At 52.8% G+C, this 16029-nt stretch carries 19 protein-coding genes; 10 read left to right on the top strand and 9 right to left on the bottom strand.

The genetic code is table 11. The annotated features are described in order from the left end of the window. The first annotated feature begins 4 nt into the window (after positions 1-4). The 3 genes from EV294_RS22805 to pheA all read left to right on the top strand — a co-directional run bounded on the left by EV294_RS22805 (position 5) and on the right by pheA (position 3851). Positions 5-2071 (top strand): cellulose biosynthesis cyclic di-GMP-binding regulatory protein BcsB, encoded by a 2067-nt coding sequence (locus tag EV294_RS22805; protein WP_132311042.1) that lies wholly within the window; start codon positions 5-7, stop codon positions 2069-2071. Positions 2072-2076: 5 nt separating this feature from the next. Continuing rightward, on the top strand, positions 2077-2928 hold the full coding sequence (locus EV294_RS22800) for a diguanylate cyclase domain-containing protein (protein WP_132311040.1): 852 nt from the start codon (positions 2077-2079) through the stop codon (positions 2926-2928). A 98-nt stretch (positions 2929-3026) separates the two neighbouring features. Then, positions 3027-3851 carry a prephenate dehydratase gene (gene pheA / locus EV294_RS22795; RefSeq protein WP_132311038.1) on the top strand — a complete coding sequence of 275 codons (825 nt, stop codon included), beginning with the start codon at positions 3027-3029 and terminating at the stop codon, positions 3849-3851. A gap of 2 nt (positions 3852-3853) precedes the next feature. On the opposite strand, the gene EV294_RS22790 is transcribed toward pheA, so the two are convergent. Beyond that, positions 3854-4441, bottom strand: a complete 588-nt coding sequence (locus tag EV294_RS22790) for an NAD(P)H-dependent oxidoreductase (protein WP_132311036.1) — start codon at positions 4439-4441, stop codon at positions 3854-3856. Between the two features lie 123 nt (positions 4442-4564). Between EV294_RS22790 and EV294_RS22785 the strand changes: the two genes are divergently transcribed. Both EV294_RS22785 and EV294_RS22780 read left to right on the top strand, forming a co-directional pair. After that, a complete protein-coding gene (locus tag EV294_RS22785) occupies positions 4565-5005 on the top strand; it encodes a MarR family winged helix-turn-helix transcriptional regulator (protein ID WP_132311034.1) in 441 nt (146 codons plus the stop codon). Positions 5006-5044: 39 nt separating this feature from the next. Then, complete coding sequence (locus tag EV294_RS22780) at positions 5045-6148, top strand: MBL fold metallo-hydrolase (RefSeq protein ID WP_132311032.1); 1104 nt, start codon at positions 5045-5047, stop codon at positions 6146-6148. 60 nt (positions 6149-6208) lie between these two features. Here the strand turns inward: EV294_RS22780 and EV294_RS22775 are convergent, their stop codons facing one another. From EV294_RS22775 to EV294_RS22755, 5 genes are all read right to left on the bottom strand, one after another. Continuing rightward, complete coding sequence (locus tag EV294_RS22775) at positions 6209-6466, bottom strand: transporter (RefSeq protein WP_132311030.1); 258 nt, start codon at positions 6464-6466, stop codon at positions 6209-6211. A 158-nt stretch (positions 6467-6624) separates the two neighbouring features. Next, positions 6625-7842, bottom strand: coding sequence for a cation:proton antiporter (locus EV294_RS22770; protein ID WP_132311028.1), 1218 nt, complete (start codon positions 7840-7842; stop codon positions 6625-6627). 3 nt (positions 7843-7845) lie between these two features. Beyond that, on the bottom strand, positions 7846-8340 hold the full coding sequence (locus EV294_RS22765) for a cation:proton antiporter regulatory subunit (RefSeq protein WP_132311026.1): 495 nt from the start codon (positions 8338-8340) through the stop codon (positions 7846-7848). A gap of 86 nt (positions 8341-8426) precedes the next feature. Continuing rightward, on the bottom strand, positions 8427-8789 hold the full coding sequence (locus EV294_RS22760) for a hypothetical protein (protein WP_132311024.1): 363 nt from the start codon (positions 8787-8789) through the stop codon (positions 8427-8429). Between the two features lie 107 nt (positions 8790-8896). Beyond that, entirely contained in the window at positions 8897-9376 is a 480-nt protein-coding gene (locus EV294_RS22755) for an HPP family protein (protein WP_132311022.1), read from the bottom strand. Between the two features lie 123 nt (positions 9377-9499). Here EV294_RS22755 and EV294_RS22750 point away from each other — a divergent pair, with 123 nt between their 5' ends. Then, entirely contained in the window at positions 9500-10360 is an 861-nt protein-coding gene (locus tag EV294_RS22750) for a LysR family transcriptional regulator (protein WP_132311020.1), read from the top strand. Between the two features lie 57 nt (positions 10361-10417). Here the strand turns inward: EV294_RS22750 and EV294_RS22745 are convergent, their stop codons facing one another. Next, on the bottom strand, positions 10418-11191 hold the full coding sequence (locus EV294_RS22745) for an SDR family NAD(P)-dependent oxidoreductase (protein WP_132311018.1): 774 nt from the start codon (positions 11189-11191) through the stop codon (positions 10418-10420). 68 nt (positions 11192-11259) lie between these two features. Further along, entirely contained in the window at positions 11260-11835 is a 576-nt protein-coding gene (locus EV294_RS22740) for a TetR/AcrR family transcriptional regulator (protein WP_132311016.1), read from the bottom strand. Positions 11836-12261: 426 nt separating this feature from the next. On the opposite strand from EV294_RS22740, the gene EV294_RS22735 reads away from it, so the two are divergent. Together EV294_RS22735 and EV294_RS22730 are read left to right on the top strand one after the other, a co-directional pair. Beyond that, positions 12262-12696 carry a MarR family winged helix-turn-helix transcriptional regulator gene (locus tag EV294_RS22735; RefSeq protein WP_243711761.1) on the top strand — a complete coding sequence of 145 codons (435 nt, stop codon included), beginning with the start codon at positions 12262-12264 and terminating at the stop codon, positions 12694-12696. A gap of 21 nt (positions 12697-12717) precedes the next feature. After that, the gene (locus EV294_RS22730; protein ID WP_132311014.1) at positions 12718-13086 is read left to right on the top strand and encodes a VOC family protein; all 369 of its coding nucleotides are present in this window, start codon (positions 12718-12720) and stop codon (positions 13084-13086) included. Between the two features lie 36 nt (positions 13087-13122). On the opposite strand, the gene EV294_RS22720 is transcribed toward EV294_RS22730, so the two are convergent. After that, on the bottom strand, positions 13123-14100 hold the full coding sequence (locus EV294_RS22720; RefSeq protein ID WP_207918181.1) for an S-layer homology domain-containing protein: 978 nt from the start codon (positions 14098-14100) through the stop codon (positions 13123-13125). Between the two features lie 131 nt (positions 14101-14231). On the opposite strand from EV294_RS22720, the gene EV294_RS22715 reads away from it, so the two are divergent. Further along, positions 14232-15107 carry an SMP-30/gluconolactonase/LRE family protein gene (locus EV294_RS22715; RefSeq protein WP_132311012.1) on the top strand — a complete coding sequence of 292 codons (876 nt, stop codon included), beginning with the start codon at positions 14232-14234 and terminating at the stop codon, positions 15105-15107. Between the two features lie 122 nt (positions 15108-15229). Continuing rightward, positions 15230-15988 (top strand): IclR family transcriptional regulator, encoded by a 759-nt coding sequence (locus tag EV294_RS22710; RefSeq protein WP_132311010.1) that lies wholly within the window; start codon positions 15230-15232, stop codon positions 15986-15988. Positions 15989-16029 lie beyond the last annotated feature (41 nt).

Below are 16029 nucleotides of genomic sequence, written 5' to 3'. Positions count from 1 at the left end.
ATTTATGAGAAAAGCCGGATTTACGGTTATCGCACTGATTGTAGCGCTGCTGGTCCTTGGCGCGGGGACGCTGTCCGCTGCTCCGGGAGTGCAGAAGACTTACGAGACGCCGATGTCGGAAACCTCGCTTCTTGGCACCAATGCGTATGCGCAGCAGTTTTTCCAGGTGCCGGATTACTGGAACGTGGAAAGCGCCACGTTCAGGCTGGACTATAAAGTTTCCCAGCTTACCCTTAATGATTTATCGGTTGTTACGCTTAAGCTGAACGGCAAGCCGTTCTACACGTTAAAGCCCGGCACCGAGACGAATCAGAAGGTCACCCGTTCAATCGGGCTCCCGCTTGAGTATTTGAAGAGCGGCGTTAACGAGCTGACCATTGAGGGCGTTATTCAGACGAGAAACAACTCGGATCAGATGTGCGTTCCTACGCAGGATCAGGGCAGCTGGCTGCAAATTTTCGACAGCTCGGGCGTTGACGTGAAATACTCGGCGAAGCCGGTAGGCGCGAGCATTAGCGATTTCAACCGCCATTTCCTGGGCCTCGACACCATTCAGGATGGACAAGCCGGCGTCTTTGTGCCGGAGGAGGGCGACCTGAACGAGACGGAAGCTGCCGTCTACGCATTATCCGGATTAACGGGCGTTAGCCAGGATACCTCGCATCCGATTCCTCTCCTGCCGTACCAGACGAGCAGCCTGCAGGGGAAAACGCTTCGTATTCTGGTAGCCTTGTCCCAGCATCTTCCCGCAGACATTCGCTCGAAGCTGAGCGAAACCGCGCTGCGGGATAAGGCATTGATTCAGCTGATCCAGAACGATCAATCTTCCTTGCTGGTCGTGACCTCCGATAATGCGGATATGCTGAAAAAAGCCGGACGGTTTATCGGCAACCCGGCCTTGATGGAGCAATTGCAAGGATCGTCGAAGCTGGTGGACGAGTCGACCGAGGTGAATACGCCGGCTCAAAGCATCAGCCGGTATTATCCCCTGACGGATTCCGGCGATAAGCTGACGGGCCCGTCGCACCGGGAGAAAAGCTACTTCATTACGCTGCCGAGCAACCGCTCCATTGCGGAAGCGAGCAAGCTGAGTCTGGATTTCCGCTATGCGACGAACCTGGACTTTGACCGTTCGATGGTGACGGTTCTGGTGAACAACGTTCCGATCGGAAGCAAGAAGCTGTCCGCGGAGCTTGCGGGCGGCGACAACCTCGAGCTGACGATTCCGAAGAACCTTGGTATCTCGGGCAACTTCACGATCACCACGGCGTTTGACCTGGAGATCAAGAACGCGGTATGCACCGGCAACCAGGACCAGATGCCGTGGGCCTTTGTCTCCAAGGATTCCGTGCTTCAGCTGAACACGAAGGACCGTACGGACATGCTGTTCAACAACTATCCTTATCCGTTCCTCCGGGACGGCAGCTTCAACCGGGTAGCCGTTGTCCTGCCGCAAACCCAAGACAACTACACGTATGCGGCGCTCTCCAATCTGTTTAATCTGATGGGGCAGTTCGCTACCTCCAACACGGGCGAAATCCGTTTTTACAAGGACGATGTCAAGGACAGCGAGCTGAAGGACCGGCAGATTATCGCGATTGGTTCCTATGCGGATAACCGGTACATCCGGGAGAATAACGATAAGCTCTATTTCCAATACGACAAGCAAGGCGAAGGCTTCTTGTCCAATGAGAAGATAAGCATTGAAGAAGGCTACGGCAAGCGAATCGGAACGCTGCAGCTGATCGACTCGCCATACGGCAAGGGGCATGGTTTCCTGGCTATTACGGGCAGCAGCTCCGAATACGTCTATCTGGCTTCGAAGCTGGTCGGGAATGCCGGCAGCCTGTACAAAATATTCGGAGACGGGGCCATGGTAGACAAGGACGGCGAGGTGCATGCCTTCCGCTTCAAGAAGGAAGCGGTATCCGAGGCGCCTGCCGTCGTAACGCAAGTGCTGGAACGCGGCGACGTGGTAAGCTTTATGATCGCGTTTATGCTTGTGCTTGCTCTGGTGCTCGTATCGCTTGTGCTTCTTGTCCGCAAGCACCGGAAGAAGAGAAGGGGGTAGGAATCATGAGGCGTAACACAAGCTTGATGTCGGACGGCGGCTTTCTGCTGCTGTTCATCGCGTGCTTTGTCTGCATCGTGTTTACAGCGCGTGATCCTAATCTTTATCTGCATAACATCATTTTCCTGAACGTCGCGTTTCTAATCGCGATTGTCACTTATTTTACGACGATTACAACCGGGCTCATCTTGAATATCGCGTTTGTGTTCGGATACGGTACGTTCACCATCTACCAGACCGTCGTGCAAGGGGGCGTGGTGACCAGCCAAAGCTATTTCTGGCTGATCATGACGCCGGTACTCACCGCGATTACCTGGATGTTCACGCTGGCAAGCAAGCAGCTGCAGGAGGAGAATGAAGCGCTGCAGAAGAAGAATGCTTCGCTCGCCACGATGGATGAGAGCACCAACCTGAAAAACATGCTCTCCTTCCAGAAGGACACGACGGTATTTATGGCGTTGTCCGACCGGTATAAAATTCCGCTGACGCTGCTTGTCCTGAACGTAAAGTACTGGAACGAGCTGAGGCGGATGATTGGCGAGGAGCAGCTGAACGCTGCCGTCTATAACATTACGGCGATCAGCCAGACCAGCATTCGGGCGAATGATTCGCTCTACATGCTGAGCCAGGAGAATCCGACCTGGGGCCTTCTGCTCTTCACGGACCGGGACGGGGCGGATATCGTCATGAATCGGCTTCGCAGCAGGCTGGCGGAGATTAACGAATCGGAGAGGTCGACCAGCAACCGCTTCGAGCTCAACCTGAAGATGGGCGCTTACGAATACAACCGGGAAGAAACGCCAACTCCACTGGAGTGGATTACACGGGCCCGCAAGGAATTGGAGTACGACGTATAACGGCAAGAACCGGAACAGGCAGATGCGCGAATTCGCATGCTGCCTGTTTTTCTATTAATATGAAGATAGATATGAGAACGATTAAAGGAGCTTGAAACATGAACAAAGTGGCTTATTTAGGACCTAACGGCACCTTTTCCGAAGAGGCGGCCTTGAAGTTTTTCGAAGGAACGGATACGCAGTGGGTGATGCTGAGCTCGATTCCGGACGTGCTGGAGGCGGTCAGCCGGGATGAAGTAGACAAATGCATGGTGCCGATTGAAAACTCGATTGCGGGCAATATTCATATGACCATCGACGGTCTGCTGCTCTATAACCTCAGAATTGAGGCGGATGTCGTCTTTAAGGTATCGCTCCATTTGATCGGAAATCCCGGCAGCACGATGAGCGGTATCCATACGGTAAGATCCATCATGCCTGCCATTAATCAATGCCGCCAGTTCATTAAGGAGCATGCTTTGAAGCTTGAGTATGCGGACAGCACGGCCCATGCGGCCTTGTCGGTCAAGGAATCCGGCGATGCCGGAACGGCCGCGATCGGCTCGGCGTCGGTGGCCGAGAAGTACGGCCTGCAGATTCTGGAGATCGGCGTGCAGGACCATTCGGCGAATCATACCCGTTTTATCGTGGTGAGCAAGAAGCCTTCCGAGGATACGGGGCAAAAGAAAACGATGATGCTGATTACTCCGAACGAGGAGTATCCGGGCGTATTGTCTTCGATTCTAAACGTGTTTTCCGCTCTTGCGATCAACTTGTCTTGGATCGAGTCGCGGCCAACCGGGCGAAAGCTCGGCGAATACAGGTTCCTCATCGAGACGGAAGCCGGAGGCAATGAGCAGCGGATGGATAAAGCGATTAAAATTATCGAAACCTTTGGTCATGACGTTCATGTGCTGGGCAGCTACGCAACGACGATTTTGTAGCGCTACTGCGCAACGGTTTTGAAATAACGATAGATTCGCTCGAGCTTCTGCTCTTGCTTGCCCTGCTTCTTCTCCATGCCGCCAAATTCGAAGAATTTCACTTTCTTGATGCCGACAAAGCTGAAGAGGGCTTTGCGCATAAGCACCTTATGGGCATTGTTCAGCCAGAACAGCGGATAAAGGGCCGGACCTTTCATGGTGGATATGCATACGACCGATTTACCCTTTAAGAGGCCTTCGGGAAGGAGCTTTCCATTGTCGCGGTAAGCGAAGTTGGAAGCGAACATCCGGTCAATGTAGCCAAGCAGCATCGCCGGCGGCCGTCCCCACCAGATCGGATAGACAAACACGATTTTCTCGGCCCAGAGCAGCTGTTTGCGGTGTTTGTCGAGCTCCGGATCGGCATGCATATCCCGTCTTCGTTTAGTCTCGTTAAAGACGAGCAGCGGGTCGAAGGATTCGGCATACAGGTCAAGCACCTGTATCTCTTCGATATGCGCGTTTTCCTGCAGGCCTTGGATCGTTTTCTGCAGGAAGGAATGGCTGAGGCTGTTAGGATTCGGATGCGTGTAAATAATAAGGGTTTTCATCTGACACCTTCTTTGTTATCATTTGATAAGAAGTTAACACGCTTTGAAAATAGTTGTCAATAGATAATTGTTATTTGATAACAAATTATTGTCTTCAGCCCGGATTTAAGGAGATGGTCCAGCATGGATTCCAAGGATAAAATATTCCGGCAGATGGTGTCCCATATCGCAGCTTCCCACCAATTGCATTACGACATGACGAAGGGAATGCCGATGGACGATATCACACCCCTGCAGTATGAGATATTGGAGTTTCTGACGGTGAAACAGCCGATTACATTAAGCGAAATCAGCGAATGCAAAGGCATCTCGATGCCGAATACGAGCCGGGAGATTCGCAAGCTGACGGAGAAGGGGCTTTGCGAGAAGGTCGAGGACCCCGAGGACCGGAGGAAGCAGTACATCCGGCTGTCCGCGCTTGGCAAAGAAAAAATGGGAATGGCCTTCGGTCATATGAGACAGCTGTTCCTGCAGCAAATCGAGCATGTGCCGGAGGCGGATTTAGCCCGGATTTCCGAGGCGCTTGAGGTGCTTGAAGCGACGATCTTCCGCGCGAATTCATAAAGTCCGATTCCTATTAAAACGTAAGAGGTGATAGTCATCATGGCCGTGTTTATCTTCATTGCTGTAGTCGTCATTCTTCTTGTTGTCTTGTTCTTTGGCCTGTATCCGGTATTTGGCGGCAAGCCGGGGGAGCAGACGCTGGCGCGCATGAAGCGATCCCCTCATTATTCAAACGGTAAGTTTGAAAATGTATTGCCCTCCGAGATGTCCATGTCGCTGCGCGAGAATCTTGGGCTTCTATTGGAATTTGCCCGGGGCAACAAGCTGGCTTCGCCGGAGAAGGAATTAGCCGTAATACCTTTGCATCCGCAGTCGTTTAAGGACAAGGCTGCCGGACAAGCCAAGGTGACCTGGTTTGGCCACTCGGCGCTGCTGCTGGAGCTGGATGGCAAAAGGCTGCTGCTCGATCCGATGCTGGGCCGCGCTCCGTCGCCCATTCCGTGGATTGGCGGCAAACGGTTCAGCGCAAGCCTGCCGATTGAAATCGAGGAGCTGCCAGCCATCGATGCCGTATTGCTGTCCCATGATCATTACGATCATTTGGACTACGGCTCCATTAAACGTCTGAAGGACAAGGTAGGCCGCTTTTTTGTTCCGCTTGGCGTTGCCGCCCATCTCGAGCGATGGGGCGTTGCTCCGGACCGGATTGAGGAATTTCATTGGTGGGAGGAAACCGTTTGGGAAGGGATTCATATGGCCTGCACGCCCGCCCGTCACTTCTCGGGGCGTGGTTTGACGGGCCGGAACGGTACCTTATGGTGCTCTTGGGTTCTGCATGGCCGGGAAGCGCGGATTTTTTTCAGCGGGGACAGCGGTTACGGTCCGCATTTCCGGCAGATTGGGGATCAATACGGCCCGTTTGACCTTACGTTAATGGAATGCGGGCAATACGATAAGCGGTGGGCGGCCATCCATATGATGCCCGAGGAGTCCGTGCAGGCCCATCTGGACGTAAAGGGCGATGTCATGATCCCCATTCATTGGGGAGCGTTCCGGCTCGCTATGCATGATTGGCGGGATCCGGCGGAGCGTGCGCTCAAGAAGGCCAGGGAGCTGGGCGCCAAGCTGGCTACTCCTCGGATAGGAGAGCCCGTCCCGATCGGAACGGGAACCTATCCTTCCGACGAATGGTGGCGTTCGTAACCATAAGCAAGACCGTGTTCCAGCATAAGGAGGAACACGGTCTTTTTAATTGGCGGGTTCTTAAAACAAGGTAGGTATAGGAGGGCAGGAAACAGCCTCAATCAGTCTGCTGTCTATACCGTAATAAAGCCACGTAAAGCCATTCCATCTAAAGCCGGACACGCCGAAGGATTCAACGCTTGTTGGAAAATACCAGAACTGCTGGCCGTCCCGAAGCCACACATAAGTATAATTATTTATGCAGTCGATGACGTAGGAAACAGCAGGTTTGGGAGGAACATAGGGTGGAGGAGCTTGTAAGAATTGTCTTGTCGTCATACCTGTTTCACTCCTTATTGCTGAATGACAGTCTGCTTCGTACTTATGTTACGTAGGTTAATGTTCCATCGCTTGTTTGAAAGCCTACTGCCTTGCCCCAAAATCATGAGCGAAAGCCGTGCTCCAGATTGAAACACGGCTTTTTGCTGCGTCTATTTTTATTTCGACTGCGACGTGCTCGCCTGCTTGCGGTCCCACCGGAAGAGACGGTTCAGCAGATGAAATATCACCTTGTTTTCTTTGGTGAGAAGAGGTCCCAGAATGGCCAGAATCAGAACGTATAAGGCGGCAAACGGCTGAATGACAGCCATAAGGGCACCCGCTTTAGCCATATTCGCCATAATGATGGAGAATTCTCCGCGCGATACGATGGTCAATCCGATATTAACCGAGGCTTTGGGAGACAACCCCGCGCTTCGCCCGGCAAGCATGCCTGCCGTCAGATTGCCGATCAGCGTGACGGCGACGGCTGCCAGCGACAGCCATACCGCACCGCCTAGGGCGGTGGGATCTATGGTTAAGCCAAAGCTGAAGAAGAAGACGGCTCCGAAGAAATCCCGGAAGGGGAGGATCAGCTTCTCGATCCGCTTCATATGCTCGGTCTCGGCCAGCACAAGGCCGAACAATAAAGCGCCAATCGCTTCGGCAACGTGGATCGTTTCGGAGAGACCAGCCACGAGGAACAGGCCGGCGAAGATGACAAGCGCAAACAGCTCGTTGGACCTGATATTGAGCAGCTTATTCAGCATGGGCGCCGCTTTGCGGCCGAGGGTAAGAAGAGCAAGCATAAAGACCAGCGCGATAACCGTGGATAGAATAATGCCGCCAATCGAGGTCGAACCGCTTAAGATAAGGCCGGACAAAACGGAAATATAGACAGCCAGGAATACATCCTCGAACATGATAATCCCAAGAATCATCTCCGTCTCCGGATTGGCCGTGCGCTTCAAATCAACCAGCACCTTGGCGACAATAGCGCTCGAGGAAATCGTGGTAATCCCGGCCACAACAAGCGTCTCCTGAAACGGAAAGCCGCTTAGCCATCCGAACAGGAGGCCTAAGGTGAAGTTGATGGCGATATAGATCGTGCCGCCGACCGCGATTGAGCGGCCGGATTTAATCAGGCGTCCAACGGAGAACTCCAGTCCAAGGTAGAAGAGCAGGAACAGGACGCCAAGCCTGCCCATAAACTCGATGAGCGGAGCGCTTTCGATAAAACGGAAGTCGAAATGCCAGAACTCCACCGAATGGGGACCAACGGCCATCCCGATCAGAATATAGAACGGAATGACGGAAAAACGGATTTTTGCCGACAGCAAACCAGCCACGGCGATTAGCGCGATGGCGAGGCCAACCTCAAGTATGATGTGATCCATCCATTAATCACATCCATTCATGAGGATTTTTTTCAATTCTTTATGCTGAGCTCGTTCTCCGGCAACAACAATCGTATGATCGGCAGCCAGAACAATCTCGGGACCGGGATTAATCTGCTTAGCGTGATTGGCGGCGAGCAGGGCGATAACGGTTGTTCCGGTATTTTTGCGGATGTTAAGCTCCCCGATTGTTTTGCCGATGCAGGCATAGTGGGACTCGAGTTTGTACCACTCGATAATTAGCTCGTCGAGCGCGACCTCGATGGTCTCCAGCATCTTAGGCTTATACGTCATCCCGCCGATCATGGCGGCAGCCATCCGGGCTTCATCGTCATCAAGCGTAATCATGGAGATGCTGCTCTCCGGATTTTCGTGGTGGAAATGATAGCATTCCCTGCGGCCGTCGTTGTGCACGATAATAACCAGCTGGTCGCCGCTGCGGGTATTCATCTGAAATTTTTTTCCGATGCCGGGCAGATCGATTTCACGGATATTCATAAGGGAAGTACCTCCTCGAGTATGATCGAAATCTATTCCTTTGTTTCATGGACAGCACAAATCAGACGGAAGAGATGGGATGATCCTTAAACGATGGAATAAGAAGTCGTCAGCTTGAGGGGCATGAGCAGGCGTTTGAGCCGCTCCAGGAAGAAGAAGGGGAGTAAGAAAACGCGCTTCGCCAGGAAAAACCGGCGGGGGTAGCTGACCCAGCTGTAGATCACGGCCAGCAAAGCAAGCATGGCGAAAAGCTTGGTGGCAGGAGAGATCGTTACGCGCTTAATGGCCTTCATGCTGTTCGGCAGGCTGTGCTCGATATGCGTGCGGCTGGATTTCGATACGTCGAAATGGCCGTTGCCAAGCATCATCGTTGGCATGCTGAACAGAACGAAGGCGCCAAGCAGGAAGAGAAGAAGCGTCATGCGACCGGTGGAACGGTATGTTTTCATGGTTGACGCCCTCCTTTGCGAATAGATTCTGCTCTGCCATTACGAAGCTTATGCGTGAATCAGGCTTTACCTGTTTTACGCGATTGCCGCAAAAGAGGTTTCACCCATTATTTGGAATCTGCGCTCGCTTTGGTCTGCTGAATTTGAGAGGATTGAAGAACAAAACGGTATGCGGCGCTTAATCCGACGAGAAGCAAAGCTCCGGCGAGTACGGGCGTAAGGAGGAAGGACCAGCCTGCTCCGGCCAGAATGACGACCAGGGGGTCCGCGCCGGCCGGAGGATGAATGGTTTTCGTTACTTGCATGAGCACAATCGACAGCGCAACCGCAGCAGCCAAGGTCCAGGCATGCTGGCCGAATGCATGCAGGAATGCCAGCCCGGTAAACGTGCTGATAACATGGCCTCCGATCACATTGCGGGGTTTTGCCAGCGGACTGTCCGGAAGGGCGAATACGATAACGCAGGAGGCGCCAAACGGGGCCATTAACAGCGCAAGCCCGGTCGTATTTTCAAACAGGAATAAGATGAGGACGGCGGCGAAAGCGCCAATAGCCGGCCATAAGAAGCGGATTATACGGTTAATCATGAAGCATCGGTTCTCCTTTACGATTGAATGCTTCGATGGTATCATGTGCTTAACCATTTGAAAAATGAATATATACGATAATAATCATTTCGAAATAAAATATCTTGGAAGGCGGGATATCGCGTGCTGGATCAATGGGACGGAAGATCGCTGCGTACTTTCTTGACGGTGATGGACGAAAAGAATTTCAGCCGGGCCGCGGATAAACTGGGCTATGTGCAGTCTACCGTGACGACTCATATCGCGCAGCTGGAAAAGGCAAGCGGCAAGAAGCTGTTCGACCGTCTGCCGAGAGGCGTGGAGCCAACGGAAGCCGGGGCCGCGCTGGCCCGGTTTGCAAGACAATTTGCTGCTTTAAGCGAGGCGTTGGAGGAGGATTTGCTTCGCACGGAGCAGCCGCGAGGGGTGCTGAGGGTCCGTGCTTTGGAGGCGTATTGCGTGACAAGACTGCCCGAGCTGCTTGCTTCTTACGCCGAACATTACCGGGAGGTCGATCTGCAGCTCTCGACGGGCTTTATGGAGGATATGTGCGGCAGGGTTCTCGATCAGAAGGATGATCTGGGAATCGTCCCCCGAGACCCGGGGCATGACGGTCTCGAATTTGTCCCGCTGGCCGTTGAAGAGTTAGTGTGGGTAGGGCCTACGGAAGGCAAGGCAGGCGCTAAGCAGGTGTATATCAGCTATGGGAATGCCTGCTTGTATCACGAGCTTGGCGAGTCGTCCCTCCGTGAAGCGGGGTACACGCTGCATGACCGCAGAAGCTTCCCGAGCGTGGAATTGATTAAGCGTATGGTTCAGTCGGGTTTCGGGATATCGTTATTGCCGAAGGCGAATGTAGAGGAGGAGCTGCGGACTGGGAAGCTGACCGTATTGGATTTTCCCGTGCCAAAGCCCGTTCATCAGGGGTTTATTTATTTGAAGGGCAAGCAGCTTCGTCCGGCTGCGGCAGCTTTTATCGATTGGGTCCGTACGGGCTTGACTTAAATAAAAAAGCCGTTTCCGGGAAGGCCTTCATCGGAAACGGCTTTTTGGGCAAGACTGTTATTGAAGGTAGATAGGAGCGCCTAATGGAGCTCCGTCGGCACCGCCATCCACTTGAAGCTGGGCAGCTTGGACGAAGGAGGACTCATCCGAGGCGAGGAAGAGCACGGCATTGGCAATCTCGTCCGGCTCGCCGAGACGGTTAAGCGGAATGGTGCGGGAGAGACCGGCTTCCAGCTTCGCCATCTGCTCCGGCTCGGAGGCTTTCCAGATCGGAGTTTTCGTAGCTCCCGGCACAACCGTGTTGACGCGAATGCCGCGCGGAGACAACTCGGAAGCGAATACTCTGGCCATGCTGGCGACGGCGCCTTTGCTAGCCGCGTAAGCCGCCCGCGTTGCTGCGCCCGTTGTGGCAAGCACCGAGCCGACGAGAATGATGGAGGCGCCTGCTTGCAAATGCGGTACGGCCGCCTGCACCGTAAAGAAGACGCCGGTCACGTTTACCCTCAGAATCTGTTCGAAGTCTTCCAGCTTCGTATCGCCAAGCGGCGTGCCGCCGGAAATGCCCGCATTCGCGAAGACGATGTCCAGCTTGCCGAAGCGTTCGATAGCTGCCGCAACCGCTTTTTCCGAGCCGGCCGGATCCGCTGCTTCTGCCTGTACGGCGACTGCGTTTTCCTCGCCAAGCTCATTGATCGCCGCCGTTAACGATTCCTGATTGCGTCCCGTGATAACGACCTTTGCGCCTTCCTGAACAAACCGTTTCGCCGTAGCGAGCCCGATACCGCTGTTGCCGCCTGTAATTAAAGCTACTTTACCGTTTAGTCTTGTCATTGTAATCACAACTCCTTATTATTTTATTTCTTATTTTGAGAATGATCGTTCTAAAATATTCAAAAAAATTAGTCTAGAATCGACATGGTTGTCCCAATAACCTGTTTTAGTTTCTCTGTATGGTTTTGCGTCTTCACCATTACCCGCAACCCGATGAGCGCGTTGTTTAGGTAAGGGGCTATAGTGTCCGCGTCAAGCGAGGCTGACAGCTCCCCGGTTTGCTGGCCTTTCAAAATCAGCTTGCGAAAAAGCTCTTCCGTGCCGGACCAGCTCTCGTTAACATATCCTTTAAGCTCGGGATCATGCAGCGCAAGCTCCACAGCGGTGTTGACCATGAGGCAGCCTTTTGGCCGTTCCTCATTCTGCTCGATAACGGCTTCCATTACGGAACGAATCGCAGCTTTCGCAGACAGGGAGGACTGCGCCTTTTGCTCGATGGAACTCCAGACGGTGTCGCCGTAGCGCTTTAAGGCCATTAAATATAAGGCATGTTTATCGCCAAACGTATCATAAATGCTTCTTCTGTGAATGCCCATATGCTCGACAAGATCCTGCATGGAGGTTTTCTCGTAGCCTTGCGACCAGAACAGCTTCATTGCCTTCAGCAGGACGGCATCTACATCAAATTCTTTGCTTCTGGCCAAGTGTTCACTGCCTCCTTTCTGAACACAGCTTACCATATTGAGAACGATCGGTAAAGAATTATTTTTTACTGACCGTTCTTGAAATAAGGCGAAGGCACCAGGATGTCCAATAATATGTTTGTATATATTCTTGGCGAAGCATGTGATTTGGCATGAAGTTTATTCGGTCTAGCCATTGTTCTTATTATGAATTTTCTTGCGCAAAATCTCCCGGTCGTAGGCGTAACGACAGGAGAAATTTAATCTTATTCATGGGCAGCATTGTTATTTGTGCTTGACCTATATACGGTGTTTCGCAGCAGACGAACGAGGCTTTAGTGGCCTCTTTTCCGGATATATTATTTAAAATAGTTGCAATAACATTCTAATTAATGTATGATTCAATTAGTTGCAATAACATTCTATTTATGAAGGGAGGATACTCCATTGAGCGGACAATCCGAATCTCACGGCCAGTATATTTCGGCGATTTACCGTCATATGCAAGTGCTGATCTCGGCTGAACTAGCGCCATACCGGATCGGGAGCGGACAGTATATTTTTCTGATGGCAATAGCAAACACGCAGCCGGCTACGCAGAAGGGATTAAGTGAAAAGCTTTTTATTGATAAGACCACAACAGCAAAAGCGATCGCCAAGCTAGAGGCTGAAGGTTATGTGCGAAGAGAGCCGGATCCTTCGGATAACCGTTACCATTTGCTTTACTTGACGAAAGAGGGTCAAGAAGTAGTCCCTCAAGTCCAGGAGGCTTTAAATCGGGTAAAGAGCAAAACCAGGAGAGGAATCAGCGAAGAGGAGTACGACATATTGTTAACGCTGTTGAAGAACGTGCTTTACAATTTGACCGATCATGTCAATTAGAATTGGGGAGGATGAATAGCCATGCTTGCACAGCCGTTTATCGTAGTGGAGAACTGCAAGGAGGAAATCAAATTTTATCAGAGCGTATTTGGCGGTGAGGTTGTGGTATTGCGTAAACAGGGCGATACCGTTCTTAATGCGGATCTGCATGTGGAGGGGACTACTCTGAAATTTGCGGATACAGCTGCGGCGAAGCCTATGACGAAAGGCGACTATGTTAGAGTGTTTTTGAAAATCGATACCGAGGCGGCTTTCCGACGGATCTATGGAGAATTGGCAGTGAACGGAATCGTGCAGACGGAAATGTATGAAGCTCCGTTTAACGGTTTACTTGCTATCGTAACGGACCGGAACGGTGTGTGCTGGGTTCTATCGTTTTATCGGGAATAGAGAAAAGGTGCGGGAGAAGCTCCCGCACCTTGATCGTTATGGCATTGGTATGCACATAGAATCATAGGGGTCACAGTTAGGGAAGCCTCCGCCACCGCCAGATGGGATGTCGCCGCCGGTATCACCGCCAGTATCGCCACCGGTATCACCGCCGGTATCACCGCCGGTATCACCGCCGGTATCACCGCCGGTATCACCGCCGGTGTCGCCAGTGTCGCCGCCGGTATCACCGCCAGTGTCGCCACCGGTATCGCCGCCGGTATCGCCGCCAGTGTCGCCACCGGTTTCGTTGCTAGGAGATGGTGTAGGCGTAGGCGTAGGCGTCGACGTCTGCACCGGAGTTGGCGTTGGTGTCGGAGTTGGCGTTGGCGTAGCCGGCGGCACGTATTGCTGCTTCGCCTCATACGCCCCTGTCAGAAGCAGGTCGCGCGTAGCGTTGGTTTGTCCGCCAAACTTTCCGTCCGCGCCGTTATTCAGTATTTTTAATTCGAGAGCCAGCGCGACGTAGCCTTGCGCCCAATCGGATACGGTCGTATCCGCCCCTGTTTTTGTTTTGGCGTCATCGTTTTTGCCAAGGACTCTGACCAGGAAGGTTGCCAGCTGCTCCTTGGTCACTTTGCCTGCAGGGTCGTAAATGCCGGCTCCATAGCCCTCCGTAACGCCCGCTGCTTTCAGCGCTTCAATGTATGGAAGGGCGTATCCGTTAGCGGCATCATCGGCCTTCACATCCTTGAAGCTGGACGTCTTCAGCGAATCATCCGTTTTGAGCCCCATAATAAGCGAGGCCACCTTCGCGAACTGGGCCCGGTTCATTTCCTCCTTCAATCCAAAAGTGGTGTCGGAGACGCCGTCGAAGATTCCCGCGCTGATCATGGCATCAAACTTGGCTTTGGTTGCCGCGTCCAGGTCCTTCAAGTCCGTGAAATCGGCGGAAGTCTTGCTGTTGGCAAAGCTTAATGAAGCGTAGGAGCAGAGAAGTATAACTAAAGCAATGCCTGCGATTTTCTTTTTCATCACTATCATTCCTTTCCCTAAGAATGCAATCCTTGCCGTTCAGACAATCAATTGCAAAACCCCATCATCCGGGTTCATACTGTTTATATCGGAATTGTGAAGTCATTCTTAGATACGGGCGGAGGATAACAATGAAAAAATATGAGGCGGAATGCCTATTGGAAGAGCGGAATGAGCTGGGGGAAGGCCCGGTATGGGATGAACGGCTTCAAGAACTGCTATGGGTCGACATAGAAGGACGTCAATTACAACGGTACCGTCCAAGCGATGGAAGAAAGCTGCGGGTCAAGGCGGAGAAAAAAATCGGCGCGGCGGTTCCGGCAGAGGATGGCACATGGTTAATCGCTCTGGAGGACGGCTTTTACCGGTTGAATCTTGAGACGGGCAGCGTTACCTTGATGACCCGCACGGAGGAAGAGACGGCGACGAACCGGCTGAATGACGGCAAGTGCGACCCGGCAGGGCGGTTCTGGGCAGGGACCATGAGCTCCACGACGAACCGGAACGGGCATCTCTACGTGCTGGAGGACGGCAAGTTATCGAAGCGTTTAGACGGGATTGGATGCTCCAACGGGCTGGCGTGGACAGCGGACGGAACGGTGATGTACTACATCGATACCTTCGAGAACAACGTATACGCGTTCGATTACGATGCTGCCAGCGGAGATATCGCTAATCGGCGGATTGCGATCCGATTCCCGGAAGGGGATGGCAGTCCGGATGGCATGAGCATCGATTCGGAAGGGATGCTGTGGATTGGACATTGGGGAGGCTGGCAGGTCGGGAGATGGAACCCCTTAACCGGCGACAAGCTGGCCACGATCCCGATCCCCGTGCGGAATGTTACTTCCTGCGCATTTGGCGGCGAAGATTTGGACGAGCTGTACATTACGACAGCCAGGATCGGCAATGACGAGGAGCAGCTGAATAAACAGCCTCTTGCGGGAGCCATTTTCCGCGCCAAGCTGGACGTTAAGGGATTGCCCGTGCAGCGGGCGAGAGGATAACTCGAAGGGCAGGGCTTGCGGGAGCCTTGCTCCTTTTGTTTTGTTTTTTCGCATACTGAAACAAAGGGACCTTTCGTTGAAGGGATGGACGGGCTGTTTTATGCTGATTAAGGGGGAACAACATGCCGGGCTACGAGGTCTCGAGCTTGAAGAAGGGGCTGCAAATGGTCGATTTGCTGAGGGAGCGGCGCCGTCTCAATCTGACGGATATTTCCAAAGCAATCGCAGTGAATAAAACAACGGTATTCCGTCTGCTGCACACCTTGGAAGAAATGAAATACGTCATCAAGCTTGGCAAGGAGTATGAGCTTCACCCCCGGTTGTTTCAGGAGAGACAGTCCGTCAGGGAGACGATCAAATGGTCCAAGCTGCAAGCCCTTTGCCGCCTGGGTGAGCAAGCGAAAAAGGACGTATTCGCAGGCACGCTTGAAGGAGCCGCCGTAATGGTTCGCCTGGCGTATGAAGCGGAAACCGGACAATTGGCGGATCGCGAAATAACAGGCCCGGTACCGGCCTGCCAAACGGCTGCGGGCAAGGCGATATTGGCCCAGCTGAGCCGCTCCGAGCAGCTTAGGCTATTCACGGCGTGCGAACCTGGGCAAGCAACGAAGCATACCTTCACGGACCCGGATTTGTTTCTTCGCCATTTAGCGGTGATCAAGCAGCAAGGCTTCGCCGCGGATTACGAGGAGTATTATCCCGGCTTGTTATGCGTGGCTTCGCCTGTATTCTGCAAGGACAAAGCAGTTGCTTCCATCGCGGTTGCGGACCGCCTAGACGTCATGCCGAAAAGCGAAATGAGAAGCTTAACGCGCAAAGTTATCAATGCCGCTAAGGAAATCACGAGAGAACTGAATACGTACGTCAGTTCTTTAGAATAACCGTGGGAGGGATTGGGCTGCGTATAGCACAAGGAATGGAC

The sequence above is a fragment of the Paenibacillus sp. BK033 genome (assembly GCF_004345425.1).
Taxonomy (GTDB): Bacteria; Bacillota; Bacilli; order Paenibacillales; family Paenibacillaceae; genus Pristimantibacillus.
This window is presented reverse-complemented; position numbering and strand designations above follow the sequence as displayed.